This window comes from Streptomyces sp. NPDC026500 (assembly GCF_055567635.1).
This window is the reverse complement of sequence record NZ_JBVHQB010000039.1, coordinates 1-26,501: the sequence shown is the minus strand read 5'-3', so window position 1 is coordinate 26,501 and position 26,501 is coordinate 1. Positions and strand designations below refer to the sequence as shown.

Annotated in this window: 17 protein-coding genes and 2 pseudogenes; 14 read left to right on the top strand and 5 right to left on the bottom strand. The window is 66.5% G+C overall.

Going from position 1 to position 26,501, the window contains the following annotated elements:
* The first annotated feature begins 145 nt into the window (after nt 1-145).
* Genes ACZ4N5_RS40320 through ACZ4N5_RS40310 form a run of 3 tightly spaced genes read left to right on the top strand, consistent with a single transcriptional unit; the run spans nt 146 to nt 2,948 of the window.
* Nucleotides 146-1,006 (top strand): DUF6083 domain-containing protein, encoded by an 861-nt coding sequence (locus tag ACZ4N5_RS40320; RefSeq protein ID WP_467761942.1) that lies wholly within the window; start codon nt 146-148, stop codon nt 1,004-1,006.
* Complete coding sequence (locus ACZ4N5_RS40315) at nt 1,003-1,485, top strand: hypothetical protein (protein WP_467761941.1); 483 nt, start codon at nt 1,003-1,005, stop codon at nt 1,483-1,485. Before ACZ4N5_RS40320 ends, ACZ4N5_RS40315 begins: the two co-directional genes overlap by 4 nt.
* Nucleotides 1,479-2,948, top strand: a complete 1,470-nt coding sequence (locus tag ACZ4N5_RS40310; RefSeq protein ID WP_467761940.1) for a UvrD-helicase domain-containing protein — start codon at nt 1,479-1,481, stop codon at nt 2,946-2,948. Before ACZ4N5_RS40315 ends, ACZ4N5_RS40310 begins: the two co-directional genes overlap by 7 nt.
* A gap of 78 nt (nt 2,949-3,026) precedes the next feature.
* Here ACZ4N5_RS40310 and ACZ4N5_RS40305 read toward each other — a convergent pair whose 3' ends face one another.
* Nucleotides 3,027-3,233, bottom strand: coding sequence for a DUF3761 domain-containing protein (locus tag ACZ4N5_RS40305; RefSeq protein WP_467761966.1), 207 nt, complete (start codon nt 3,231-3,233; stop codon nt 3,027-3,029).
* Nucleotides 3,234-3,711: 478 nt separating this feature from the next.
* Here ACZ4N5_RS40305 and ACZ4N5_RS40300 point away from each other — a divergent pair, with 478 nt between their 5' ends.
* From ACZ4N5_RS40300 to ACZ4N5_RS40285, 4 genes are all read left to right on the top strand, one after another.
* Nucleotides 3,712-5,223, top strand: a complete 1,512-nt coding sequence (locus ACZ4N5_RS40300) for a NucA/NucB deoxyribonuclease domain-containing protein (protein ID WP_467761939.1) — start codon at nt 3,712-3,714, stop codon at nt 5,221-5,223.
* 33 nt (nt 5,224-5,256) lie between these two features.
* Nucleotides 5,257-5,856, top strand: a complete 600-nt coding sequence (locus ACZ4N5_RS40295; RefSeq protein ID WP_467761938.1) for a hypothetical protein — start codon at nt 5,257-5,259, stop codon at nt 5,854-5,856.
* Nucleotides 5,857-6,040: 184 nt separating this feature from the next.
* Nucleotides 6,041-6,166 carry a hypothetical protein gene (locus tag ACZ4N5_RS40290; RefSeq protein ID WP_467761937.1) on the top strand — a complete coding sequence of 42 codons (126 nt, stop codon included), beginning with the start codon at nt 6,041-6,043 and terminating at the stop codon, nt 6,164-6,166.
* Nucleotides 6,167-6,252: 86 nt separating this feature from the next.
* On the top strand, nt 6,253-6,771 hold the full coding sequence (locus ACZ4N5_RS40285) for a transposase (protein WP_467761936.1): 519 nt from the start codon (nt 6,253-6,255) through the stop codon (nt 6,769-6,771).
* Here ACZ4N5_RS40285 and ACZ4N5_RS40280 read toward each other — a convergent pair.
* On the bottom strand, nt 6,689-7,255 hold the full coding sequence (locus tag ACZ4N5_RS40280) for a hypothetical protein (protein WP_467761935.1): 567 nt from the start codon (nt 7,253-7,255) through the stop codon (nt 6,689-6,691). The genes ACZ4N5_RS40285 and ACZ4N5_RS40280 overlap by 83 nt on opposite strands.
* A 642-nt stretch (nt 7,256-7,897) precedes the next feature.
* On the opposite strand from ACZ4N5_RS40280, the gene ACZ4N5_RS40275 reads away from it, so the two are divergent.
* The 4 genes and pseudogenes from ACZ4N5_RS40275 to ACZ4N5_RS40260 form a co-directional block, all read left to right on the top strand.
* Nucleotides 7,898-18,436, top strand: a complete 10,539-nt coding sequence (locus ACZ4N5_RS40275; protein ID WP_467761965.1) for a LamG-like jellyroll fold domain-containing protein — start codon at nt 7,898-7,900, stop codon at nt 18,434-18,436.
* 5 nt (nt 18,437-18,441) lie between these two features.
* Nucleotides 18,442-19,047 (top strand): SMI1/KNR4 family protein, encoded by a 606-nt coding sequence (locus tag ACZ4N5_RS40270; RefSeq protein ID WP_467761934.1) that lies wholly within the window; start codon nt 18,442-18,444, stop codon nt 19,045-19,047.
* A gap of 125 nt (nt 19,048-19,172) precedes the next feature.
* Nucleotides 19,173-19,250, top strand: coding sequence for a DUF6417 family protein (locus tag ACZ4N5_RS40265; RefSeq protein ID WP_467761964.1), 78 nt, complete (start codon nt 19,173-19,175; stop codon nt 19,248-19,250).
* Between the two features lie 151 nt (nt 19,251-19,401).
* Nucleotides 19,402-19,689: pseudogene (locus ACZ4N5_RS40260) on the top strand (transposase); the annotation flags it as partial.
* 78 nt (nt 19,690-19,767) lie between these two features.
* Here the strand turns inward: ACZ4N5_RS40260 and ACZ4N5_RS40255 are convergent.
* Nucleotides 19,768-20,121: pseudogene (locus tag ACZ4N5_RS40255) on the bottom strand (helix-turn-helix domain-containing protein); the annotation flags it as partial.
* Between the two features lie 59 nt (nt 20,122-20,180).
* On the opposite strand from ACZ4N5_RS40255, the gene ACZ4N5_RS40250 reads away from it, so the two are divergent.
* The 3 genes from ACZ4N5_RS40250 (at nt 20,181) to ACZ4N5_RS40240 (ending at nt 21,974) form a co-directional block, all read left to right on the top strand.
* A complete protein-coding gene (locus tag ACZ4N5_RS40250; protein ID WP_467761933.1) occupies nt 20,181-20,531 on the top strand; it encodes a phosphotransferase in 351 nt (116 codons plus the stop codon).
* Nucleotides 20,532-21,250: 719 nt separating this feature from the next.
* The gene (locus ACZ4N5_RS40245) at nt 21,251-21,583 is read left to right on the top strand and encodes an NUDIX domain-containing protein (RefSeq protein ID WP_467761932.1); all 333 of its coding nucleotides are present in this window, start codon (nt 21,251-21,253) and stop codon (nt 21,581-21,583) included.
* A gap of 85 nt (nt 21,584-21,668) precedes the next feature.
* Complete coding sequence (locus ACZ4N5_RS40240) at nt 21,669-21,974, top strand: DUF6087 family protein (protein WP_467761931.1); 306 nt, start codon at nt 21,669-21,671, stop codon at nt 21,972-21,974.
* A gap of 170 nt (nt 21,975-22,144) precedes the next feature.
* Here ACZ4N5_RS40240 and ACZ4N5_RS40235 read toward each other — a convergent pair whose 3' ends face one another.
* Together ACZ4N5_RS40235 and ku are read right to left on the bottom strand one after the other, a co-directional pair.
* The gene (locus ACZ4N5_RS40235; RefSeq protein ID WP_467761930.1) at nt 22,145-24,466 is read right to left on the bottom strand and encodes a SpoIIE family protein phosphatase; all 2,322 of its coding nucleotides are present in this window, start codon (nt 24,464-24,466) and stop codon (nt 22,145-22,147) included.
* A 400-nt stretch (nt 24,467-24,866) separates the two neighbouring features.
* A complete protein-coding gene (gene ku, locus ACZ4N5_RS40230) occupies nt 24,867-25,787 on the bottom strand; it encodes a non-homologous end joining protein Ku (protein ID WP_467761929.1) in 921 nt (306 codons plus the stop codon).
* Between the last annotated feature and the right edge of the window lie 714 nt (nt 25,788-26,501).

Here is a 26,501-nt window from a genome sequence, read left to right as displayed (position 1 = left end):
CGGGCCGCGAATCACCCGAACCGGCGAGCATGCATCGAACACTTCAGCCACAACCAGACTGAATGTTCGATGCCGTTCGGCTGTACGGGCGACCCCGGCCCGGCCTTCTCCGCAATCGTGGGGTGTCGCCTGGCACGGTCCCGCCATGCACCCCAACACCGCCTCCGCCAGCTGCCACTGGGACGGCAGCCCACGCACCACACACCCCCGGCGCCCACTGCGGGTGACCGCCACCAGTCCGAGCCGCCTGCTGCGTACCGGCCAGAGCAGCCGCTGCCGCCAGTGCGGCCACCGCATCGACCGGTACCAGTGTGCCGACCAGCAACCCATCGCCCTGCACCCCGCGGAACTGGACGCCTCCCAGATCCCCGCCCCTTGCCGCTGGCACCTGAGCGGCGGCATCGCCTATCCCCAGGGCGACGGCAGCCCCTGGTGCCGCATCCCGCACCATGCGCTCTGCCCAGAACGCACCCCCACCGTGCAGACCGGCCCGTACATCGAAGCCCTGCGCCGCCAACTCGCCGTCCGCACCCGCCGTCTGATCGACACAGGCCAGTTCACCCCCACCCCTCCCGCCGCCTGCGAGCCACCCGCAGGCAGCGACCACCCCGCCCGGCCCGTCGTACAGCTACTGCTAGGCCGCTACCTCGCCGACGCACCCCTCGGAGCCATCCGGTGCGTGGCCCAGACCTGCCAGCGCCACCGCTGCCCCCACCGCGTGCTCGATCCCACCAGCCCCCGAGGCGTATGGGCACTACTGCCCGCCAGCCCGCAGCGTGGCCAACTCGCCCTGCCGGCAACGCTCATGGCCGTCTACGACCTCAGCCGGCTGCCCTATGCCGAGCAGCTGCGCTGGCGCACCCAGCGCTGCCCCGCCCATGCCGCAACCCCCGGCGCCGCAGATCTCGCGCCGGCCGGATGGGAGGTCTTTGACCCCATCCTGCACGCGGCCCACCTCCACACCCGCCTGCCCCACACCTCGCCCGCCTACCGCGAGCGGGCATGACCATGCCGCACCACGCCCTGGACATCACCCTGACCAGAGCCCTCCCGCTGGCCCAACTCCGCCAGGCCGCCCGCACGATGCCGCTCGCAGCCAACCACGACGCCACCCGCCTCCTGGCCCTCGTACGCGCCAAAACCCCGGCCAAAGCCCTCAACCAACTGCGCCACCAGATGGGCGGACGGCTCCCCATCGACGTGATCACCACGCACTACCCCGACCGACACGGGCAGATCCTGCTCAACGTCGGCTTCCCGCCCACCGCACATGCCGCCCTCGACGCCGCCGCCGAACACACGGGTCAGCCACTACACCTCTTCGTGCAAGGGGCTATCCACCGGGCCCTGGCCCAACACGCCGACGAGGAAGCCGACCGCCTCGACCACGTACTCCAGCACCTGCTAACCGGAACCACCCCGACCCATCTCCTGGCATCCCTCGGGCGCATCCTCACCCACACCTGCGGAGCCGTGCCGTGCTAAACCCCACCGACGAACAGCAAGCCGCAGCCGACGCCTTCCACGCCGGCGAGCACCTGGCCCTGCAAGCCGGGGCAGGCACCGGCAAAACCACCACCCTCGCCCAACTCGCCCGCGCCACCCGGCGCCGCGGTCGCTACCTCGCATACAACCGGGCCATCGCTCAAGATGCCACTGCCCGCTTCCCGCCCACCGTCAGATGCAAGACCGCCCACGCCCTGGCCTACGCCGCCATTGGCCACCGCTATACCCGCCGCCTGAACTCACCCCGCCGCCCCGCCTGGCAGACCGGACACGCCCTCGGCATCACCAAAGCCATCCGCATCGGCGAACGCGACCTGTCACAAAAGACCCTCTCCAACGCCGCCCTACGCACCGTGGCCCGCTTCTGCCACACCGCTGATACCGCCATCACCCACCACCACGTCCCACGCCTGCGCGGCCTGGAAGACCACGCCCTGCACACCCAACTCGCCACCCATATCGTCCCTTTCGCCCACAAAGCGTGGGGCGACCTCCAACACCCGGACGACGGTGCAGTCCGCTTCGACCACGACCACTACCTGAAAATCTGGGCCCTCACGAGCCCGAAAATCGACACCGACTTCCTCCTGCTCGACGAGGCCCAGGACACCAACCCCGTCGTCGAACAGATCTTCCTCGCCCAACGCAGCCACGCCCAGCTGGTCATGGTCGGCGACTCCGCACAGGCCATCTACGACTGGCGCGGCGCCAAAGACGTCATGACCGGCTTCGACGGCACCCAGCTCGCCCTGTCCCAGTCCTTCCGCTTCGGCCCTCAGCTCGCAGAGGAAGCCAACCGGTGGCTGGCCATCGCCGACGCCCCGATCCGTCTCACTGGTACCGAGACCGTGCCCACCGACCTGGGCCCCGTTGCCCTGCCCGACGCGGTTCTGTGCCGCACCAACGTCGGCGCCATGGCACAGGCGATGAACCTCCTCGCCGCCGGCCAACGAGTCGGGGTGGTCGGGGGAGGCGACAGCCTGCGCGCCCTGGCGCTGGCCGCCCGCGACCTCAAGAACGGCCGTCGCACCACCCACCCCGAGCTCGTCCTCTTTGCCACCTGGGGAGAACTGCAGGACTACGCCTCCCACGACCCAGCGGGACGCGACCTGCAGCCGCTGGTCGACCTCGTCGACACCCACGGCGCCGAAGCCATCCTCGACGCGGTCGCCCAGTTCGTCCCCGAACAGTCGGCCGAGGTGATCGTCTCGACCGCCCATAAGGCCAAAGGGCGCGAATGGGACCGTGTGAGGATCGCGGACGACTTCACCCCGCCGAAGGACAGCGACCAACGGGACGACAACGGGCAGGCTGTCCCCGGACCGATCGAGGACGGCGAGGCCCGCCTCGCCTATGTAGCCGTCACACGCACTCGCCAGCGGCTGGACATGGGCGGCCTGTCCTGGATCGACGGCCACCCAGAGGGCAGACCCGCCAGGTGAGCCCTGTCAGCCGAAAGCGCCCTTCTGAGCATGAATCTAGGCGTCGCCCCCGACGGTTAGGGGGCGACGCCCGCTTTTCTACCGATACCAGTACTTCACGCCACGGTGGTGGGAGCAGGTGCCACGGAAGTGGGCGCTATAAGAGTAGGTGCCGTCCTTGCACTTCGCCATTGCCCCGCGCGGGTGAGGCGAGTTCGCCTTGCAGACCCCCGTCGTGTGCCGGGCGCACGACGCGGCCGCAGCATCGGTGGCCGTAGCCACCGGCGCCAGCAGCGCGCCGGCCATGACGACGGCAGCCAAAGCGCCCCGGAATTTGGTGAGCATATGAAGTCTCCCTTCAGCGACTCGGAGACGCGATCATGCACCGCCAGGCGGCTCCCCCGGGGGCCTGTCCGCCCCTGATCACAGGGTCGTGACACTCGTGGCCTGACCGTCACCAGGCGTTCGATCCAGGTGAACATTCCCTCGATATAGCGGTACGGGAGGCCTGCCGACGCCGAGGCACTCGCCTGCGCTGTGTGAGCCGCTGAGCCAGCACGTAGGCCCAGCCTGCCGCCAGGATTCCAGGCGGGTGAGTAGCTTCGTGCTCCGTGGGCGGGCCAACAGCTGCTCTCCACGGAAGCGCGTCCAACTGTGACTGAAAACGTCCATATTGGTATGCAGTCTGTGTGGTGGCTGTGTTTGGATGACGTGAAAGCGGCGGGGGTGAACGCAAGTTGACCGCTGCGAGCCCCGCTGCTGCGACCAACACAGGGGGCATAACTTGAGATTGAGAAAACTGCTGTCCACGACTGCCGTCACGCTAGGGCTGCTGGGTAGCTGTCTGAGCAGTGCTCAGGCGGCGGACGACTCCGGAGCAACTCCGGACACCTCCCTGACCACGGGCGTAGTCGCCACCGATCCAGTCACCGATGACCCGTCACCCGCACCGGACGAGACCGACAGCGACCCGGAGACCGCACCCTCGGCAGAGGACATCGCTCTGGGCAACGAAGGCACAGTCCGCAACCCCGCGGCAGCGCCGGCAACTTCCGAGGACGGACAGCCTATCGGACTGGAGACCGACCCGAAGGCCGCGTGCGATGACCAGGTGAAGGCTGCCGCACAGACTCCCGAAGCCCAGTACACGGCCTGCGCGACGCCTCTGGAACCGGCGGGCGAGATCAGTTCCGAGGAACGTGCTGCCCTGTCGCGAGGCGACACCCCTGCCGACACCTCAACCACCGAATCGGCTGTCCTGGCCGCCGTTCCAGACGCCGGACAGGCCGCCGACCAGGAAGCCTCCCTCCAGGAGACGACGGACGACACCACGCCGAACTCAACACCAGAAGACGGTTCTGACGCCTCCGCCGCGGCGGCCAGGTCCCCGTGGAAAGAACCGAAGTGGTGCCGCGACGAGGGCGTGGATTCGACGTGGTACATCGAACGCCTCCGCGGCTGCGGCATCTGGCGCGCCGAGGTCAACGCCATCGATGTGCGCACCGGTAGCCGGATCGGTGGCATCAAGTACCTCGTCATCGGCTACTCCTTCTCCGCCCGGGACTCCAAGACTTGGGCCTATCAGACCCAGATGCTGGAGGTGTCCCGGTGGGGACGCGCGGTGACCGGCACCAAGGTGTACGGCAGCGCCTCCTGCACAGGCAAGTGCAAAGTCACCCACAAAGACTTCCCTGCACAGGCGATCAATTCGCGCGCCGAGCCCTACGGGCAGTTCTTCATGAACACCACCATCAACACAGCTGCCGCCAAGCAGAGGGGGACCGGCAGGAGCACCGCGTCCTGGCGGTTCAGCAACCCGGAATGGGTCGCGCCGTCAGGCGCCACGAAGCTGCCCACCGTCGATGTCCGCTGCGACAACGACATGCCCGGTGCCCCTCGTCAGGTCGGCTGCGTGAACACCCAGGCCGTTCCGGTGATCAGCTACAGCTTGACAGGGCCGTGGCCGGAGCTCGCCAAGCACATCAAGGACGCCCAGGCCACCGGCCTGCCGGGCAAATACGGTACGACGAACTACCTGACGCGACTCACCAACGGCTCGAAGATCACCGAGAACCGCAGGAAAGCCTGCCCCAGCAGCCTGCCCCGCCCCTCGGGCAAATCGTGCGACGAGTACCCCTTCGCCAGCACGTGGCAGGGCGCCCGGTACAGCGGCGGCCCATTCAGCCGCCGGATGATCAACGCCACGCAGAACACAGATGCGGGCAGGGCGCTCAACGGCTTCTACACCTACAGCCGCGTCCTCGACGGAGACCGGTTCCTGGTATGGATCAGGTAGACCCCAGGCGGACGAGACCGGAAGACAAACCCCGTGAACGATGAGCCAGCCCGAGCAACAGCCCTGGTACGCGCCGAGTACCACCTCTTCCAGATCACGGACCTCCAAGGCCCCGTGGCCGACGACCTCGACGCAACCCACAACGGGCTCGTCTCCGCTGTCGGCGGCGTCATCGAGGTGGCGACCGGGATCCACACCGGCAACGTCCGCGTCACGGTCGAAACGCACTCCCAGCGACCCGACCCCGCTCCGGGCTGGGAAGAGATCGCTGAGATGCCATGCCATTCCCCGTCCGGGGAAGTGCTGGTCAAGCCCATGATGGACGACCCCGCCGATCTGCCCTCCCTGGCATCCCAGGGCCCGGGCCCCTACCGGCTACGCGTCCACGCGCTCGGCAGGGACACAGCTGTCGACCAGACCGCGGACGACATCGTGGAGTCCTACCTGATCCAAAGCTGGCCCGCCGCCCACCAGGATGCCCTCCTGGTGCATGCGACCGACGCTTACGGAGCCGAGGTACGAGCCCGGCCGGCCGGCGACACCCAGGTCATCGACCACGAGGACTCACTCGACACCCAGACCGGCCGGGAACGCGACATCCTGCGCCGGGCCGGACACGGCGACTACTCCTAACCCGCGCCCGCGGGCCCTCGGTTGGGGCGGCCTCGCACGGCTGCCCCAACCGAAGCCGACCACGCCCGACAGCAAGCAAAATGGCAGCCATCTGACGCTCCCACAACGATTGCCAGCGTTCGCGCATCCCCTGCCTGTGCTACGCCGCATTCCCCGCAGCACTGGGTGTTGTATGTACCGCGAGATGCTCGATGCAGTGCGCTACCTCGTCGACAACGGCGTGAAGTGGATGGCCATGCCGGTCGATTTCCTACTGGCGGGCGGTCTACGACTTCTTCCGCCGCTGGCGGTCCTGCGACTACGTGCGTGAGCTGTACGAACGCCTGCTGACGTTCGGCGAGGGAACGCGCAGGCCGCAACGCCGAGCCCAGTGCGGGAATCATCGACAGTCAGTCGGTGGACGCCTCCGAGACCGTCGGCGAGGACAGTCGCGGATACGACGGCGGCAAGTCACGCGACGGGCGCAAGCGTCACATCCTGACCGACACCGAGGGCCTGCTCCTGGAGGTCACCGTGACCACGGCCGATGTGCACGACTCCAAGGCCGCCCCCGCACTGCTGGAGACGTTCATGGACCAGCCGGGCCGGCTGCTGAAACTGGTGTGGGTCGACAGTGCCTACCAGGGTCCGGCGCTGGCGAAGGCATTTGCCCGCCACGGGGTGCGGATCGAGGTCGTGCGCCGATCCGACGGCCGGCGCGGATTTGTCGTACTGGCCCGCAGGTGGGTGGTGGAGCGAACGCTGAGCTGGCTCTCCCGCTCACGCCGCCTCAACCGCGACCACGAACGCCGCCCCGACCACCACCAGCAGATGGTGTGGTGGGCCGCCACGATCAGGCTGTCCCGGCGCCTGGCCGCAGACGCTCCGCGCTGGCCGGAGAAGCGTCCCGGCCGACTGCTCCAGGCGCGGGCATGAACCGTCCGTCCGTCGCCCGCACCAGCCAGCCCCGCTTCTCCAGCGCATAGGCACGGTGCCGGATTTTCTCCACCTCGTTCTTGATCTCCGCTTCCCGGCCCACCGCCCGCGTCAGCTCCACTCCGTTCACCGGCCCCGGAGCGGCCACCACCGCGGCGAACACCTCCCGATAGAGGCCGCTGAGCACCTCCTCGCCCATGCCCGACCGCCACACCGGCGGCCGCTCGCCATGGCCCGCGCCCAAGCCGCTCGATCCCACGGCGGCAGCCATCTGACCACCAGACGGCAGGGAAACCGGCGTATTCACCGGGCTCTCCTCAGCCAGCACCGACACGAGTTCCTCACGCCCCACCCGGGCCCGCTCGACTCGCTCCCGCGCGGCATCCACCTCTGCCTGAGCCTGCTCCAGGACCTCCGTCCAGGACTCCAGATCCTGCCTCGCCCGCGCCTCACGCTGTTCCATCAACCCCAGCACCGACGGCATCGCACCCTCCTCGATCCACAACAAGCCGTCCGCTGCCTGCCCCTACCTCTCTGCGATCATGCCCCGCACACGAAGAAGCCCCTGCTCATCGAACAGGGACTCCCTTTGCCACAACGCACTTACACCCAACTCCGCCTCGCCCGCTCCCTGGTGGCCGACCATCGGCTGCCCTGGGAACAGCCTTTGCCGCAGACCCAGCTCACACCCGGCCGCGTCCGCCGACGATTTCGTCACGTTCAGGCAGCAGTGGGAACACCGGCCAAGCCGCCGCAACCCTGCGGACGCTCCGCAGGCCGTCCACAAGGCACCCGACGAGGTCCAGCAACCCGCCATCCCGCAGTCAAAACAGCCGCAAGACCTGCGATCCGACACTCACAGGGATAAAAGCGAAGCCTCACTCTGCACGCGAAACACGCCCGTCTCACACGTTCCGCTCGGCGGCTCGTGCCGACTCCTTCGCGTGTTCTTTGGGCGAGTTGTTATCAAATGGCTTATGACTAATGTCACTTCAGATGTTTGGAGCCTTGCGAGATCTTGTGAACTCTTCGTGAAAACGCTTAAAACTTGCCCCTGTCTTGATCGTTTGAGGTGGGGGAATCTGTGCGTCCAGCGCGTCCGCTTGTTGTTGCTGTTGCCTTGGCCATGTCCGTGTTGGCCGGGACGCAGCAGGTTGCGTTGGCCGCTGACGGACCGGCGGCGGGGAGCGCCAGGGCCCCGGACCAGCGGTGGGGCTCTGCTTCGGGGCGGCGCCACACCGCGTCGGCGGATGCCACGGATGCGTCTGCGAAGGGTGGACACGCCAGCCCGTTGAAGGGGCGTGGGGAGCTGCCCGCCGCCGGGGGATCACATCCCGTGCGCCTGGCCAGTGCTGCGAAGACCCCGAAGCCTGGTCCTGTGAAGCGCGTCGCGGCGCCCGATGCGGCCGCCCTCAAGGCCTTCAGTGCCGAGCACAGCAAGGAGCTGAAGACCAAGCGCAAGGCGCGGCAGCGCACCTATCTCAACGATGACGGAAGCTTCACGACTCGCTTCTACGACGAACCGGTCAACTTCCGGGCCAAGGGCGGCAGCTGGAAGGCTATCGACACCACGCTGGTGCGGTCGAAGGACGCCGACGGGGCGGGCGGTGCACGGACCATGAGCGTGCAAGATCCGGGCTGGGAAACGGAGGCGACGCAGTCTCCGATCTCCTTCGCGGACACCGCTGATGCTGATCCGCTGGTGCAGATGGGGTTGGGTAACGGGCTGTCTGTCGGGTACACGGTGGATGGTGCGAGCGCGGTCAGCGGACGGGCCGACGGCAGTACGGTCACTTACCCGGATCTGCGTGACAGCTCCGACCTTGAACTCGTCGCAGGTGGCTCCTCGGTGAAGGAGACGGTGGTCCTTAAGGGCAAGGACGCCCCCGTCGAGTGGCGATTCCCCCTGGACCTGCAGGGCCTGACCGCGCAGACCGACGGTGATGGCGGCATCGTGTTCACCGAAGCGGACGGCACGGTGCGCGCATGGATGCCTGCCGGATGGATGCAGGATTCCGCTTCTCTCGATGGCTCCCAGGAAGGTGCTGTCTCTTCGGGTGTCACCTACACCCTGACTGAGGAGAACGGGCGCCAGGTCGTGACGATGAAGCTTGACGCGGATTGGCTCAGCGCCCCGGAGCGGGTTTTCCCCGTGCGGGTCGATCCGTCAGTCAAGTCGTTCGATGCCACCTCGGGCACGTACGTGGAGTACCCCTACAACCAGAACTTCGCCACGGACACCGTGCTGAAGGTCGGCACGTATGACGGAGGCAGTCACAAGGCCGCAGCGTTCCTGCGCTTCACGGGTGTGGAGACCACCCTGAAGAACGCCTGGGTGGTGAATGCCAGCCTGGCCATGTACAACACTTTCTCGCAGTCATGCACGGCACGTCCGGTGACAGTGCACCCGATCACCTCGAACTGGTCGGAGTCCACGACGACCAACTACCCCGGCCCCGCCACCGGCGCGTCGCTGGCGTCGAAGAGTTTCGCGCACGGCTGGCGTCCTGAAGGCACAGAGACCTGGTCATGCGGGCCGGCCTGGGAGGGCATCAATCTGGGCACCGCGGGGCGCAAGCTGGTTGACGACTGGACACACGGCCGGAAGAAGAACTACGGCCTGGCGGTGAAGGCGTCCAGTACGGATTCCAAGGGATGGAAGCAGTTCGGGTCGGACGACTACCCGAACGGGAAGCCGAGCCTGGACGTTACGTGGACGAAATACGGTGCGACCTACAAACTTGGCGACTTCACCGCGCCGGTGACCGCCACAACCCAGGGCGTGGAGAAGGTCACCGTCACCAACCGCGGGCAGGAGACGTGGCCTAAGAGCGGCAACTACAAGCTGCGCTACAACCTGTATGACTCCAAGGGCACGGAGATCACCGACAGTTCCAAGATCGCATGGACGGAAATGCCAGAGGCCGTCGCTCCAGGTGAGAGTGTCACCTTGGACGCTAAGATTGCGCCGCTAACTCCCGCCACGTACACCGTGCAGTGGACGATGGACGACTACGGCATCAGCCGCTTCACCACAGCCGGCGTCGAGGGACCGGCTATCAAGATCGCCTCGGTGAACATCCCACCGCAGCTCACTGCCGAGTCGCCCGGCAGCGGTGTCACCGCAGACTCCCTGACCCCGACGCTGTGGGCGAAGGGGACGGACTCGGACAGCTACCCGAAGACGGCGCTGCAATACACCTTCGAGGTCTGCGAGGTCGAGGGCAACAACCTGCGCAAGAACTGCAAGAAGGGTGCTCGCAGCAGCGAACAGCAGTGGGCCGTGCCGTCCGGCTGGCTGAGCTGGGGGAAGTCCTATGCCTGGTATGCCTACGTCTATGACGGTGACGCGACCTCCGTCCAACCGGGCCCGTCGCTGCTGACCACGCAGGTTCCGCAACCAGCCGTCACCAGCCACCTCGGTGGCGCGGACGACGGCAAGGAAATCGGTGCGAGGGCAGGCAACTACGTCACTGCGGCCACAGATGCGGCCATCTCCACTGTGGGTCCCGAGCTGTCGCTCACCCGAACGTACAACTCTCTCGATCCCCGCCGTGACGGCGCCTTTGGTACCGGCTGGACGACTCGCTGGGACATGCGTCTGCGAGAGGAGACCGATACCTCGACGGTTCTCGTGACCCTGGCGGAAGGATCCCAGGTCCGCTTTGGGAAGAACACCGACGGAACCTACGCTGGTCCTGCCAGCGGTTCCCTCACCTTGACTCGTCAGACGGACAGCTGGACGCTGCGCGAGCGATCCGGCTCCACCTATCGCTTCCTGTCGGATGGGGTGCTGACCCGCATAACAGACGTGGCTGGCAGGGGACAGACGATCACCCACGACACCGCGACAGGCGGCCCGGTTAAGAAGGTGACCGACGATCTGTCGGGGCGCTCTTTGGCCTTCACCTGGGCCGGTGGACACGTCGATACGGTGACCACAAGTGCTATTGATGCCAGCACACCCGGTCTGACCTGGAACTACACCTACACCAGTGGCCAGCTGGCCACCGTATGTCCGCCGTCGTCGACCACCAAGTGCACGGTGTACAACTATGACGACGGCTCCGTCTACCCCAGTGGTGTGCTCGACGCCGCTCCCACCTCGTACTGGCGCCTGGGCGAGAGCGAGGGTTCCAAGGCGTCGAGCGAGGCCGCCTCGCGTACTGGCCTGAACGAGGCCGTCTACCGGGACGTCCAGTTGGGCACTAGCTCGGCGATCTCCGGAACGGCCGACACGTCGGCCACTTTTGATGGCACGGACTCCGTGGTGGAGCTGCCCGCAAGCACCCTAAAGGCCGCTGCGTTCCCGACGGTCGAGTTGTGGTTCAAGACCAGTACGCCTTCCGGTGTTCTCCTGGGCTTCCAGGACACCGAACTGGGCGACAAGCCTGCTTCGTGGCGGCCGGTGCTGAACATCGACGGATCGGGCAAGCTCCGCGGCGAGTTCTATCTGGCTGGTGTCTCAGGAGCGACGCCCATCGTGTCGTCGCAGACGGTGACGGACGGTTCCTGGCATCACGCGGTACTCTCCGCCGGTGCCACCGCCCAGACCCTCTACCTGGACGGCGCCAAGGTCGGGTCACTGGATGGCGCCATCACGGACCAATCCCGTGACTATGCCTACCTCGGCGCCGGCTACGGAAGCACGGGCTGGATGGGGCTTGCGAACGCGGAATACCGCTTCAAGGGTCAGATGGACGAAGTGGCCGTCTACAACCACACCCTGGACGCTGCCACAGTCTCTGAGCACTACGCCGCACGGCCTGCAGTCGGCCAGATGACCAGCGTCACTTTGCCCTCCGGGCGAGTACACGCCACCGCTGTCTATGACCCGATCAGCGGGCGTCTGACCCAGCACACCGATGAGAACGGCGGGACCTGGAAAGTCTCGGCGCCCACATACTCGACGGCGTCCTCCTCGTACGCGGACGTCATCCAGCGCAGCGGACCGACGGGATACTGGCGGCTGGGCGACCGCAGTGGCGCCGAAGCAGTCAGCCCACTGAGTGATGACCTCGCCGGCAGCTATGTGGACGGCGTCCGCTTGGGGGGTGCCGGAATCTTCGCGGACGGGGACGATACCGCTGCGACCTTCACCGGCAAGGGCGCAGTCGACGTCCCGGTCGAGTCGCTGGGGACTGCCACTGCGATGTCGGTTGAGCTGTGGTTCAAGACGACGGATCCAGGAGTGTTGGTTACCAATCAGAATGCCGAATTCGGAGATACGCCAACCAGCTGGCGGCCGATGCTGCTGATTGATGCGGACGGCAAACTGCGTGGAAGGTTCGCGCCCACCGCCAGCAGCATCTTGTCCAAGGGCGCGGTCACCGACGACAAATGGCATCACGTCCTGCTGACCGGGAACGAGGGCGCCCAGGCTCTGTTCCTGGACGGCGAGTATCAGAGTCAGTCGAGCGACGGCGTCGAGACCGTGCGCCATTCACACGTCCTCATCGGCGGCGGCTACTCCTCCCCTGGCTGGGACTCCCAGCCGTCCGGCTACCGCAACTTCACCGGCCAGATCGACGAAGCGGCCTTCTACGACAAGCCGCTGGTTTCCTTCATCAAGACCGGCAGCACCTGGACCTATCCGTGGTTCGCCCGGTACTCCGGCTACACAGACACGGCCAACCGCCACATCCAGGCACGCAGAGCCCTGGTCAGCGGCACGGGCGATCAGTACCAGGGAGTGGTCATCGCGGACGCTCCAGCCGCGTACTGGCGGATCGGCGAGGCCGACGACACCGACCTCCACAGCGAGGTCGGCGGCCCGGACCTCGACGCGACCTTCCACCGCGACAGCGGCACTGTGTACCAGTCCGCCCTGGACCAAACGGGTGTGTTCGGGCCAGGTGACAACCGCGCGGTACACCTCGGCAACAGCGGTCACATCCAAATCCCTGGCACTGTTCTCGCCGGCGCGACTGACCTGTCGACCGAGATGTGGTTCCGTACCTCCACCGCGTCCGCCGTACTGATGAGTTTTCAGAACGCGCCGATCGGCCAGACGCCAACCTCCTGGCGGCCTGCGCTGAACATCGACGGATCGGGCAAACTCCGCGGCGAGTTCTATCTGTCCGGCGTCTCAGGTGCCACACCGATCGTGTCCACGCAGACTGTCACGGACAACGAGTGGCATCACGTCGCGCTCTCCGGATCCAGCACGTCACAGACCCTCTACCTCGACGGGGTCAAGGTCGGCTCGCTTGCCGGCACGATCGTCGATCAGTCGCGTCCCTACGCCTACGTTGGTGGCGGCTACGCAAGCTCAGGTTGGATGGGTCTCGCCTCGGACACCTACTACTTCCAAGGTGATCTGGACGAAGTCGCTCTGTACCGAAGTGCCCTGACCGCCGACCAGGTCTCTGCTCACTATCGTGCCCAGGCCGAGGGCGCTGATTCCGGCCTGACATCAACCGTGACGGTCACCGACCCCAGGCAGAAGACGAGCAGCACCAGCTACGACGCCCTGCATGGCCAGCGTGTGGTCTCGCATACCGACGAATCCGGCGCGGTCACCGACTACGCCTACGACAACGCCGGAAACCTCCACACGGTCACCGACCCGAACGGCCACACCACCGTTACGGGCCACGACGCACGCGGCAACGCCGTGTCCAGCACGACCTGCCAGGATGCCGACTCGTGCTGGACGAGCTTCACCTCGTACTACCTCAACGCCAGCGACCCTCTGGATCCGCGCAACGACAAGCCACTCACCTACCGCGACCAGCGGTCGACCGACTACAAGGACGACCGGTTCCGTATCGCGTACTCCTACAACAGCCTGGGCCTGCCCACCACGACAATCCGTCCGGACAACAGCACAGCCTCCACCGTGTACACCGCTGGTACCGAGACTGCGGTCGGGGGCGGCACGACCCCAGCCGGCCTCGCGGCATCCCAGACCACGCCAGGCGGCGCAAGGACGTCCTACCGGTACTACGCCAACGGCGACATGGCGGAGGCCACTGCACCGTCCGGGCTGGTCACCTCGTACACCTACGACGGCCTGGGCCGCAAGAAGTCCGAGAACCAAGTCTCCGATACCGTCCCGAGCGGCGTGGTTACAAGTTACGGCTACGACAAGGCGTCCCACCTCGTGACCGAGACCGGGGCAGCCGTGAAGAACGAAATCACCGGCACCACTCACACCGCTCAAATCACCCGCGCCTACGACGACGACGGCAACATGCTGACCGAGTCGACGAAGGACACCACCGGTGGCGACCCCGAACGCGGCGCCACGTACCACTACAACGCGTACGGCCTGAACGACAGCGTCACCGATGCCGAACAGAACACCACCACGCTCGAACACGACGAGCTGGGCCGCGTCACCGGCATGACGGACCCCGCAGGCACCCACTTCACCTATACCTACACGGCGCGCGGCCAGCACGCCTCAACCGTCCTCAACAACTGGACGGGCGACCCTTCGGGCACCACAAGAGACCTCACCGTGGTGTCCAATGCCTACGATCCCGCCGGCCGTCTCGCCTCCACGAGCGACGCCATGGGCGCCACCACCGCATACACCTACTTCGACGACGGGCTGGCCGCCACCACCACCGCCCAACAGGTGACACAGCCCGACGGCACCAAGCACGACATCGTGCTGGAATCCAACACCTACAACCCCGCAGGACAGTCGGCCAAGCAGGTTACCGGCGGAGGCACGGCCACACAGACGTTCACCGTGGATGCCCTCGGACGCACCAAGACCAGTGTCCTGGACCCCGACGGCCTCAACCGCACCAACACCTTCACCTACGACGACGACGACCGAGTCAAGGAACAGACGCAGTCGATCACCAGCACCAAGAAGCTCACAACAACAGCCGAATACGACCCGGCCGGCAACGTCACCAAGCAGACGATCACCGACGGCACCAGCACCCACACCACCACAGCCACCTACGACGACCGCAGCCTGCCCCTGACTAAAGTCAGCCCCCGCGGCAATGTAACCGGTGCCGATCCGTCCGCCTACACCACGACATACCGGTACGACGCGCTCGGCCGGCCCGTGCAGGAGACCGCGCCGTCGATGCAGGTCGAAGAGAACGGGGCCACACCCGCCCCGGCCAAGCCGGCAACGCTGACCGGCTACAACGCCTTCGGCGAGGCCACCGAAACAAAGGACCCCCGCGGGAAGATCACTCGCACAGAGACCGACCGGCTGGGTCGGCCGGTCGCTGTAACACTGCCGGACTACACCCCACCAGGGGCCACAGCTGCGCTGTCCGCTACCGTCCGGACCAGCTACAGCCCGCTCGGGCTTCCACAGACCGTCACCGATCCGCTGGGCCACATCACCCGCTACGGCTATGACCAGTTCGGCCAGCAGACCACCAAGACAGACCCCGCCGCCGACGCCGCTACCGCCCTGCTGACGAACAGCGATCCAGACCTGCTCCTCGGCCCCGCCACGAGCATCGACGGCGGCGGCGTCACCCGCACCGCATGGACCCCCACCGGACTTCAGCTCGCAGTCACCGACCCGACAGGCGCCCGAACCGAAGCCACCTACGACGAGCTCGGCCGACAGCTCACCGCGACCACGGTCGAGCGCTATCCCAGCCCCACCAACCTGACCAGCCGTTACACCTGGGACGATGCGAACAATCAGACCGCATCAACGACCCCAGGTGGCAACACCACAACGGGCACCTTCAACCCGGCAGGCGAGGTCAACACCCTCACCAGCCCCTCCGGCACAACACGGCAGAGCTACGACGGCCTCGGCCGCCGAGTCGAGAGCATCGACGCTACAAATCTCCGAACGACTACCGCCTACGACGCGCTGGGCAACGTCACGGCCACCACCGACTACGGCACCGGTACTACCGCTCTTCGTACGGCAGCCGCTGAGTTCGACGCTGATGGCAACCGCACGGCCGTCATCTCTCCCCAGACCAATGCGCGTACCACCTTCGCCTACGACGCACTGGGGCATATGACGACACAGGTCGAACCGGTCTCTGGCAGCGAGTCGATCACGACCACCTTCGGCTACGACGCAGCTGGCAACCGCACTCGACTCACCGACGGACGCGGCAACAAGACCGTCTACACCTTCAACAGCTGGGCCTTGCCCGAATCCACCGTGGAGCCTTCCACCACAGCACACCCCGCAACCGCGGATCGCACCTGGACGACCCTGTACGACCAGGCCGGACAGGCAGTCACCGATCTGCTGCCTGGCGGGATTGAGCGCGATCGCACCTACGACGCCCTCGGCCGCCTCACGCACGAGACCGGAACCGGCGCGGAGGCCGAGACCACCGACCGGTCCTTGGCGTACGACCTTGCAGGGCATCTCACTTCAGCCGGCACAGCTGATGGGTTGACCCGCAACACCTTTACGTACAACGACCGTGGCCAGCTGTTGACCGCAGACGGGCCGACCGGTGCCTCGAGCTACGCCTACAACGCTGATGGCAAAATGACACTGCGCCAGACGACGGCGGGTACCACCAACTACGGCTACGACAGCGCCGGACGCATCGACTGGGCATGGGACTCCATCACCAACAACGGCATCTGGTACGACTTCGATGCCGCCGGACGCTTGAGCCTCGCGCAGTACGGCACCACAGCCTCCACCGTTACAGCCAAGCGCACCTACGCCTATGACAACCTTGGCCGTCTCGAGAGCGACAACGTCACCAGCCCCGACGGCACTGTCACCACTGCCTCGATCACATACGGCTACGACCTTGATGACAACCTGACCTCCAAGAAGACAACGGGCACGACAGGAGCCGGCAACAACACCTACAGCTACGACTACGCCGAGCGTTTGAAAGCCTGGACGAAGGATGGCAGCGCGACATCGTACGAATGGGATGCCGCCGGTAACCGCACGAAGGCCGGTTCCGTTTCCGCGACGTTCGACGCCCGAAACCGGCAACTGACGGACGGCACATCACAGTTCACCTACAGTGCACGGGGCACACTGACCGCCTCCTCAGCTGGCAGCGCACCCAGCACGACCTACGATGCCTTCGACCGCAAGATCGGCGACGGCAGTACGACGTACGCCTACGACTCGCTCGACAGAATTCAACAACGCGGCAGTACAACATTTACCTACGACGGGGGCTCCAACAACCTCGCCAACGACGGCACCACAAAGTACAACCGCACCCCCGACGGCAGCCTGCTCTCTTTGTCCACCGGAACTACCAAGCAGTGGGCCCTGACCGACCAGCACACCGACCTCGTCGCCGGCCTCACCACCGACGCCACGCAAGTCAGCGGCTCGACCTCCTACGCCCCCTTTGGTATGGAGACCGCTGCCACCGGCACCACTCCTGCCCTCGGCTACCAGTCCGGCTGGACCGACCCCACAAGCGGCGGCGTCAACATGTCGGCCCGCTGGTACCAACCAGGGACCGGCTCCTTCACCTCGCGCGACACTTGGCAACTCGACCCAGTTCCCTCGGGAGAGGCCAACCGTTACAACTACGTAGGCAGCAGCCCCCTTCGCGGAACAGACCCGACTGGGCACATCACCTATCGTGATTCCGGAGGAGGACTTGCGGCTGGCGGCTGGAGTGGCGCGGGCGCTGGCCAAGCCCTGGGCAAGGGATTCGGGATCACGGCGGCCATCGGCGGCCTCCTCACTGTCATCGACCAGGCAACACGGTCGACAGGAGGAACGACGACAGGCAGTTACGGCGGCTCCTACTCCTTCCCCAACCCCTTCGCGGGTTCCGCGGGCGGGATCGCTGCGCAGGCCGACAACTTCGGTTGGCAGGGGAGCTCCGCACTCGTCGACACCGGATCGGGCATCCGCAGCTGCGTATACGCATGCAGCAGTGCCGGCACCGTGCCACACGTCGTCGTTCCGCCGCGGCCTCCGATCGACCAGAACCCCAACAACGGCAAGAACCCCGAACCCGCACCCACTCGACCGGCACCGAAGGTGGATTGGGATCCCAAGAACGGGGGCTACAAGCCCGGCGACGGCTGGCAGCTGATTTTCGGCGCCCTTAGGATGCTGGACCTCAGCGACGATGACGATTACAGGCCGGGCGACAGCCTGGAAACCCTGCCTGTGCCGACGAACAACCCCGGAGGAAAGAACAACGGCCGCACACGAGATGACAATCGGTGCGATGTCGGCCCCGGCGTGAGCGCGACGGGACACGCGGTGTACTTGCCTCGTGAGCGCTACTACGACACTTTTGAGCAGAGCGACCAGTGCCGAGCGACCGGAGTGTACGGCCTGCTCGACTACAGCGACTACAACAAGGGCCGGAAGCTAGCAGGGACCAACACCAACGACTCCACGCAGCCTCCCGGGATGAGAGAGATCGAGCATCAGGGGCACAAGGCTGCTAATGGTCACCTGATCCCCGCTGCAGCGAGCGGGTCCGGGATCGATCTGCGGAATTTGGTCGCAGAGTACGAAAAAACGAACACCCCATACATTAATTACACGGTAGAGGCAGATATCAGGGATGCCATCAAATCAGGCAAACACCTGGAGATCTCTGTGACACCGCATTACGGGAACAGCGGTAGTGGCATCCCCACGGAAATTGAATACAACTACGGAATTGTGGAAGACGGAACCATGAAACACTGTGTGATCACTCAATTGCCTACTGGGGGGACCACCCGCGGCAGCGCCGACTGTAGAAGGCGTTGACCGGTATGAGGGAAAACCATCTTGACCGCGTGCTGCAAATGCTCGGTGAGCCGTCGCAGCGGTACCGGGACCCCCAGGCTTGGCTCAGGCTTGAAGGTGATCTGGGGGTCCCGCTCCCGGCCGACTATAAAGTGATCGTCGACGCCTACGCTCCCGTCCATATCAACGGCCATCTGTATCTGAGCCATCCGGCTACCGAGCGATTCAATCTCGGTGAGTGGATGCATAGTACGGCGCAGGACTGGTCGCGGATCGATTGGGCTGGGAGGGAGATCGAAGGTGATCCTCGACACTCGCTTGGACTGACTTACTTGGTCTTCGGCGGCCCGGACGGTCTCATTCCAATCGCGAGCACCGACCGAGGAGAGACGATCTTTTATGCGCCCACCGGGAATGGTGGTGCGGGCTTGCTTTTCGTCGAGAACGGCGAGGGAGAGTTCTTCGAATACTCGTTCACATTCGCGCAGTGGCTCTACCTCTGGCTCATTGGCGAAGAAGTGACAGGACCGGGAGGTTCTGCCTTCTACCCCGGGCCCGTAGCTCTGCGGGCGCTGCCCATGGACCTGGGAGAGCGCCCGGAGACCCGGTACGGGCCACCGCGGGGAATGTGACGGCACCGACCTGCAGTCGTTCGCCTGTTGGAGCCGGGCCGTAGGGCCCGGCCGTTCCCCAGGCGGTCGCCCGGCCACAAGCTCGAGGAGGCGCACGACGTGCTCCGCCTGCTGCTCATGGTCGTGTGAGAAGGGGGGCAGTGTCCGCCGAGGCCGACCGGTTGGTCCGTGAGATTGCCGCCCGGATTCCCTCGGAGAATTGACATTCGGTTGAGTCGCTGTGTGCCGACCCTGGGACGTCCAACCGTTGTTCGGTCCCCCTTCAGCGGCCAGCCTCGGCCGACCGCGGCAGCCACCAGAAGACTGAACCGCCCCGGTTCGAATGGAGACTCGATTTCATGAAAGGATCGAGTCATGGCACGACCTTCCCGATACCCGCTTGAGCTCCGCCGTCGCGCGGTGCGCATGGTCGCCGAGGTAGGCGACGACTACCCGAACGAGACGGCCGCCCTGCAGGCGGTGGCCGAGAAGCTCGGCATCGGCTCCCGCGAGACGCTGCGGAACTGGGTGAAGCAGCACGAGATCGATGCGGGGACACGTCCGGGGACGACGACGGAGGAGTCCGCCCAGCTCAAGGCGTTGAAGAAGGAGAACGCCGAACTGAAGCGGGCCAACGAGATCCTGAAGGCCGCGGCGAGTTTCTTCGCGTCAATGCCATCGTTGGAGACGTCGACCCGGTGACGGTGCGACAGTGACAGATGCCGATGGGGTTGGCTCTTTGCTGCCCGGGTCTCGCCCCAGGGCGCGGGCGATCTCACGCACGCCCTTACTCATCGCCATGAGGATCGCGATCTCCTCGCGCTCTTCGAACGTGAGGTACCGGCCCGAGGGCTCGGCCAACGAGATCGGAGGCATGCCGCCAGCGTGACGAAACCACCTCGCACCCACCGGCCACGACACGCCGACCGCCAACGACGCCTCCACCGTCGTGACCCCCGTGGCGATCAGTCGCCAGAACTGGCGCTGCACGACCCGAGACGGATCAGGCCGCCCCGGCGAACGCATCGCCGGCCGCAACGCACGGTCAGCGCGCCACTGCCGACGCCGCCCCGCCGGGGCATCGCTGGTCTTCAAACTCCAGTCCGCCGTAGCCACGTCGCACACCTCCGAGATCAGGGTGTTGCGACGACCAGTTGAATCCACCCAGCCTGCTTCATACAGAGTGGAACCCGCACAACGTCCTCGTCACGGAGGCAGGCGCCCTGTTCGTCGACTGGGGGTGGGCATCGACCGGCGCGGCGTGGATCGACCCCGCGCTGTGGCTACTGTGGCTGATGGCTTACGGCCACACCGCGAAGCAGGCCGAAGACGTGGCCGCCGCGCATCCGGCGTGGAAGCTCGCCCCGCCCGCCGGGCTTGACGTCTTCGCCCGCATTCAACAGCGCTTGTGGGACTCCATCGCGGAACAACACCCTGACGAATGGGCGCAGCCGATGCAGGCCGCGGCCCGGGTCTGGAACATGCACCGGCAGCACCGGCGCTGACCTCCGATACGGCCCCGCTCCTGGTGGGCTTCATCAGCCCCCGGACCGGCTCGACGCCGCTCTCGCGCGCAGCACGAGCGGAACCAGCCGACCCCGGAGGCCGCTGCGTGACCCGTGGATTCTTCGTCACCGTCGACGGCAGTTCGCGGGCCGACGACAGGAATCGGACACTGTCCGGATCGTCGAGGGAGCCCTCGAGGACGGCGGACCGGCCGAGGGCGGCTTCCTCGCCGTCTGCGAGCGTGCCGGCCGGACGACAGCGGTGCGCGCGGTCGACCGCCCCCGCCCCTTCATGCGCGTCCGCCGTGAACTGGCGCGCAGTGAGGACCCGCTGGAGCGGGCGACACTGTGAGGGGGTGACTCCGGTGGCTATAAGGGCGTCGGGAAGGCGACGACGATCGCCGCGTTGCACCGGGCCAGCCAAGGAGCTGCCCTTCTATGAAGAGGCCGCGGCGGCCCTCGAAGAGCGCGGTGTCGATGTACAGCGACTTGATTCGTCGACCACCACTCCATCGGGGGTAGCCGGCCGAATTGCTGATGCGATCACGGACCGACGGCTACCGTCGGTGCTCTCACAGGCCCTCCCACCCCCTCGGGAATCATGAGTAGCGAAGTAGCGAACCCGCACAGCCCGTCATCGACACCCACGTGATCGTCCGCGACGGCGACAAGATCCCTTTTCCCAGCGAGGCGGTCCATACGGGCACGGGCGTTGGCACATGCCGTCAGGAAAGCTCGACCAGGGTGAGGAACTCAGCCACGGCGCGGCGCGGGAGCTGTCCGAGGAGACCGGCCTCGAGGTCGACCCCGCGCACCTGCGGCTCGTCCAGGTCGTGCACCACCAGCAGAGCAAGGAGATCAGCCGCATCGGCTTCTTCTTCGAGGCCACCCAGTGGACCGGCACTCCCGTCAACCGGGAGCCGGCGAAGTGCATGGCCCTCGAATGGTTCACCGTGCACGACCTGCCCGAAGACCTCATCGAGTACCCCGAGGCCGGACTGCGCGGCTACCTCGATGACGCGGGAACGCTGGTAGAGCACAACTGGAAGTAGAACCTCTCAAGATCGTTCTTGCTCAATTGAGCAAGAACGATCTTGAGCATTCCGGGAGAACCACCGTCACCGTGAGGAACGCCAGATGGATGACGAACCGCTGTCGGATTGGGCCGAGCGCCGCGACGCGAAGATCGGCCGACTCCGTGCCGTCCCCATCGCTCCCGGTAATGGCCCCAGAGGCGCGCACGTGAACCCTGACGCACCGCGCGCCATCGAACGGTGGAATGGACACTCCTGGGAGCCCTACGGGTTCGCGGCGAACTTGGACGATGCGAAGCACCTCCTGTACCCGGAGGCTGCTGGAGAGGCGGAGCAGCCCAAGGGGCTGGCCCCCAAGTTTCTCGGTAGCGGAAGCGGCAGGCATCGCAAGCCGCAGCCCCCTCGGTAGGCGGCCCGGACCCGTCCCCTACAGGTCCGTTCTCGACCCCGGCCGGTCAGAACTGCAGGAGAGCCTTTACCAAGGGAGTGGTGGGCGGCGGCCACCAGATCGTCTTCAGATGGGGGCGGCGGAGAAAGCGGAGAAGCAGGGACGCCTTCGGAGGCGAGGGGGAGCGTGTCTTATGCCGGGCGGGGGCATTCCTGCTCCGTCCAGATGGTCTTGCTGCTCTCGCCGAAGCGGACGCCCCAGTTCTGTGCGAGTTCGGCGCAGATGAAAAGGCCGCGTCCGCCCTCGTCGCTGGTCTGGGCATGGCGAAGGTGTGGTGAGACGGGGCTGGAGTCGCTGACCTCGAAGGTGAGAGTACGGCCGCCATTGATCAGGCGGAGGGTGATGGGAGGGGTGCCGTAGCGGACGGCGTTGGTGGCCAGTTCGCTGACGATGAGCTCCGTGGTGAGCGAGAGTTCGTCGAGGTTCCATTTGGTCAGCTGACGCCGCGTGCGGGCTCGGGCGGTGGCGATGGCCGCGGGCTCTGCCGGTAGATCCCAGGTGACGACGAGGCTGGGTTGGAGTGTCTGGGTCCGCACGAGGAGCAGCACCGCGTCGGTGCCGGGGGAGGGGGCTGGGACGGTGTGCACGGCCTCGTCGCGCAGGTCGCTCAGGGGGTGCGTGCATTGGGCGAGGATCTGCTGCAGACGGTCCTGGCCGGCCTTCCTTTCTGCCTCGCTCGTGGGGAGGAACGTGTCGGTGTAGAGAGCGATGATGCTTCCCTCGGGGAGTTCCAGACGGGTGCTGGCGAACGTGTCTTCGCCGCCGCCCAGTGGGGGAGCGGCGGGAACGTCGGCTGTCTCCGCAATCCCGTGGGGGTAGGCGAGTACCGGTTGCGGACCGCCGGCGAGGGCGATGGTGCAGCTCAGGGTCAGGGGATCGTAGATCCCGTAGAGGCAGTCGGCGGTCAGTGCCTGGCTCCGCAGAGGGTCGCTGGTCGGCAGGCCGGCGCGTTCGGCGGCAAGTCGGGCCACGGTCCCGTTGAGGCGGGCGAGCAGTTCGTCAGGTTCCAGGTCGAGTGATGCCAGGGTGTGGATGGCGGTGCGCAGCTGGCCCATCGCCATGGCGGCGTGGATGCCTGTGCCGGAGACGCGGCCCACGGTGAGGGCGATGCGCGCGCCGGACAGCGCAAAGACGTCGAACCAGCCGCCGCCGGCATCGACGGAATGGTGGAAGTGGGCGCTCTCCACGGCTGCCTGCGGCGCTGGGAGCTGGGTCAGGAGGCGGCGCTGGAGCGTGAGGGCGATGGTGTGTTCTCGGGCGTAGCGGCGCGCGTTGTCGATGTGCAGCGAGGTTCGTGCGGCGACGTCCAGCGCGAGGTCGAGGTCCTCGTCCACGAACGGGTCGCGGTCGGGGGAACGGTAGAGACTCAGTACTCCCAGTACGCCGTTCCTCAGCGTCATCGGGGTGACGATGGCAGAGTGTGAGCCCGGCGGGCGTGGCGCGCGGAACATCTGTGGATGGTGGTCGGGGGTTTCGTCCGACTGATATGTGATCAGATGGGGTCGTGTGTCGGTCAGGGCATGAAGCCACGCTGCAGGAAACCTGAACGGGCCCGTGCCGCTGCCCAGTGAGTTCTGTTGAAGGTCCGCCGAGGCGAAGGACATCCGCCGCAGGGGTATGCCGGGTCCGACGGGTGCCGACGGCGGGTCTTCCCCCCGGACCACGGGGTCGAACAGGTCGACCTCCGCGGCGTCGGCGAAGGCGGGGACGAGGATGTCGACGAGTTCGCCGCAGGTGGTGTCCAGCTCGAGCGTATGCCCCATCCGTTCTCGCACCTCGTTGAGGACGCGGGCGCGGGCGAGGACCCGCTCGCGGACGGTGACGTCCACCACCGCCGTGGATACGCCCAGCACCCGGCCGTCGGCGTCTTGGAGCCGGAACACGGAGGCGGAGTACACGTGCTCGTGAGCGGGGTCGTTGGGTGGGCGGCTGCGTACGAGCCTGTCCAGCGCGGGTTGGCCGGTGGCGAGCACGTCGTGCACCATCGCCACAACCTCTTCAGGGTCGGACAGCTGGAGCACGTCGATGAGGCGGCGGCCGAGCACGTCTGCGGGCTCGGATGCGCTCATCCCCGATGCCGCTGTGTTCACCCGCAGAACGCGCAGATCGGGATCCAGCACTTGCATCCCGATGGGCGACTGGGTGAACAACGCCTTCAGCAATGCCTGATCCCGTGCATCCTCGTCCTCCGAGCGGAGCAGGTGGACGCCCCAACCCGAGCGGCCATCACGCAACGTCACGGGCCGCACCACGAGCCCAGGGATCGCCGCCATCGTGGCAGAACGGCCGCTGGGCCCGGCGCCAGCCAGGGTCCATGCTGCGGGCAACAGCTCCACGACGGGACGGCCGATGGTGAGGCACGTGCCACGCTCGAACAGAGACCTGGCCTCCTGGCTCCACCCGACGATGAGACCCGCTGTGTCGATGACGAGCAGCGCGTCATCCGGTGCCATGGCCACCTTCCATGCGTCGCTTCCGGCGCGGGCAGAGCAGTTCCGCAGGCCGGGCGTCCGCGTCCGGGCAGGTCACTTCCAGAGTGCCTCCCGTGCAAGGACGCCGCACGTTGGCTTTAGCCCGTGCGGCGCGCAGCCTTGGCGACACGCCGGTCTGTGACGCGCGGTGCCGAATGCCAGAAAGAGACTGTTGTTCGCTCCGAACCGGCGAACCGCAGGGATCGCTGGCCCACGGCGGCGACGATTGGGACATTCCGACAGCCTGCCTCATGATCACGTTCTTGTTGTGAGCTTGACGAACAACTGCCCGGGCGCGCCAGGCAGTGGCGGCCTGCTCGCGCGCCCACGCGGGCCAGCCCAAGCTAGCGAGACGCTGCTGGAGACCGAGCAGTGAGCAGGTTCAGGCGCTGCGCCGCGGTTTGCGTGCTGTCGTCTTCTTGGCTGCTTTCTTGGCGGGCTGCTTCTTTGCCGTCTTTGTGGTCGTCGTCTTTTTGGCTGCGGTCTTCTTCTTGGGCAGGTCGTGGACGGTGGCGTCTTCTCCTCGGGACTCGCGGGCCTTGGCCACGGACTCCTTGAGCGCGGCCATCAGGTCGACGACTTGCGCCGGCGCCTCGGGCTCCTCAGCCCTGGGCGGTTCGCGGTTCTCCCGTTTGGCGTCGATGAGCTGCTCCACCGCTTCCGTGTACCGGTCGGTGAACTCCTCACCTTGAAGGTCGTCGCGGGTCAGCCGGTCGATGAGCTGCTCCGCCTGGGCGATCTCGTCATCGGTGAGCTCCACCTCGTCCGGTTTCAGCTCGCCGGGGTCGCGGATCTCGTCGGACCAGCGCATCGCGTGCAGAACGATGACGTTGTCGCGGACCCGAAGCAGGCCCAGGCGCTCACGGCCGCTCCAGGCGTACTTCGCCACGGCCACCTTCGATGAGCGCTCCAGGGCCCGCCTCAGGAGCGTGTAGGGCTTGGCCGCCACCTGACCGTCGGGCTCCAGGTAGTAGCCCTCCCCGATCTGGATCGGGTCGATGGACTCCAGGGGCACGAACGCCTCGATCTCGATGGCTTTCGCCGTGGGCAGCGGAATCTCCCGCAACTCCTCGTCGAGCACCGGAATGATCGTGTCCTTGCCCCACTGGTAGCCCTTGCCGATCTCGGACTGCGCGACCTCACGGTCCTCGAGCTCGCAGATCTTGCGGCTCCGCACCCGGCCCATGTCCTCCAGATGCACCTGGTGGAAGTGGATGCTGTGGTCCTCCCGGGCACTGACCACGTGGATCGGCACGGTGACCAGGCCGAATGAGATGGCGCCGGACCAGATGGTTCGGGGCATAGGAGACCTCCGTGACAAGCCCCGAGGCCTTCAGCCTAGGAGCAGTCGCAGGCCCGAGCGCGGCGAGGCCTTGCCGCTGAACGGGGAGGTGGCATCGGCTCTGGTTGGTGTCAGTCGAGGATGCGCAGGTGGCTGTCGGGCTTGCAGCGCCCGCGGGCCCGCCCGCCCGCAGTGGAGTCGGCGTGCTTGGTCGCGGGGACGGGCGCCTCGTCTGTCGGCGGCGCAGCGGCCGCCGACATGTACGGCCCGACTGCCGGCTGTGTCGCAGCAGGCGCCTATGGGCGGGTGCTGGTGAAGCGGACGGCGGAGCCCCAGTTCTCCTGGACGGGGGCCATGCACCACTGGCACAGGGGCTTCTCTGGGGCTGCCCGTGTGGCATTGGCGTACATATGGAGCGTTCGCACAGCTCAGCGCCGGTACGGCTCACTGTAGCGATTGCAACAGGTGTAGCGGGATCGCTGGAACGAGGGATTCACCGGGTTCCTCCGAGGATGCCCCGGCCTTCAGGTCGGGGTGGGGGTACCTCCCGCTTCTTGCCCTGGGCCATGGGCAGCCAGGATGCTTCCCGCGGTGACTTGGGAGGTGCCAGGTCGTGGTCAGCCTTGCTGGTTGAGAGCGCGGGCCTTCCCCCGTGAAGGTGGGCACGCGGTTATTGATCACGCGGCGAGCGTGAGTTTAGCGGTGTGGTGTCGGCGTTCGTATTCGTTGGGGCTG

Coding starts and splice junctions, on each gene's coding strand:
- ACZ4N5_RS40240 (WP_467761931.1), top strand. CDS start 21,669: ATGGATGACGAACCGCTGTCGGATTGGGCCGAGCGCCGCGACGCGAAG.
- ACZ4N5_RS40275 (WP_467761965.1), top strand. CDS start 7,898: ATGTCCGTGTTGGCCGGGACGCAGCAGGTTGCGTTGGCCGCTGACGGA.
- ACZ4N5_RS40280 (WP_467761935.1), bottom strand. CDS start 7,255: ATGCCGTCGGTGCTGGGGTTGATGGAACAGCGTGAGGCGCGGGCGAGG.
- ACZ4N5_RS40245 (WP_467761932.1), top strand. CDS start 21,251: ATGCCGTCAGGAAAGCTCGACCAGGGTGAGGAACTCAGCCACGGCGCG.
- ACZ4N5_RS40320 (WP_467761942.1), top strand. CDS start 146: ATGCACCCCAACACCGCCTCCGCCAGCTGCCACTGGGACGGCAGCCCA.
- ACZ4N5_RS40305 (WP_467761966.1), bottom strand. CDS start 3,233: ATGGCCGGCGCGCTGCTGGCGCCGGTGGCTACGGCCACCGATGCTGCG.
- ACZ4N5_RS40270 (WP_467761934.1), top strand. CDS start 18,442: ATGAGGGAAAACCATCTTGACCGCGTGCTGCAAATGCTCGGTGAGCCG.
- ACZ4N5_RS40315 (WP_467761941.1), top strand. CDS start 1,003: ATGACCATGCCGCACCACGCCCTGGACATCACCCTGACCAGAGCCCTC.
- ACZ4N5_RS40290 (WP_467761937.1), top strand. CDS start 6,041: ATGCTCGATGCAGTGCGCTACCTCGTCGACAACGGCGTGAAGTGGATG.
- ku (WP_467761929.1), bottom strand. CDS start 25,787: ATGCCCCGAACCATCTGGTCCGGCGCCATCTCATTCGGCCTGGTCACC.
- ACZ4N5_RS40235 (WP_467761930.1), bottom strand. CDS start 24,466: ATGGCACCGGATGACGCGCTGCTCGTCATCGACACAGCGGGTCTCATC.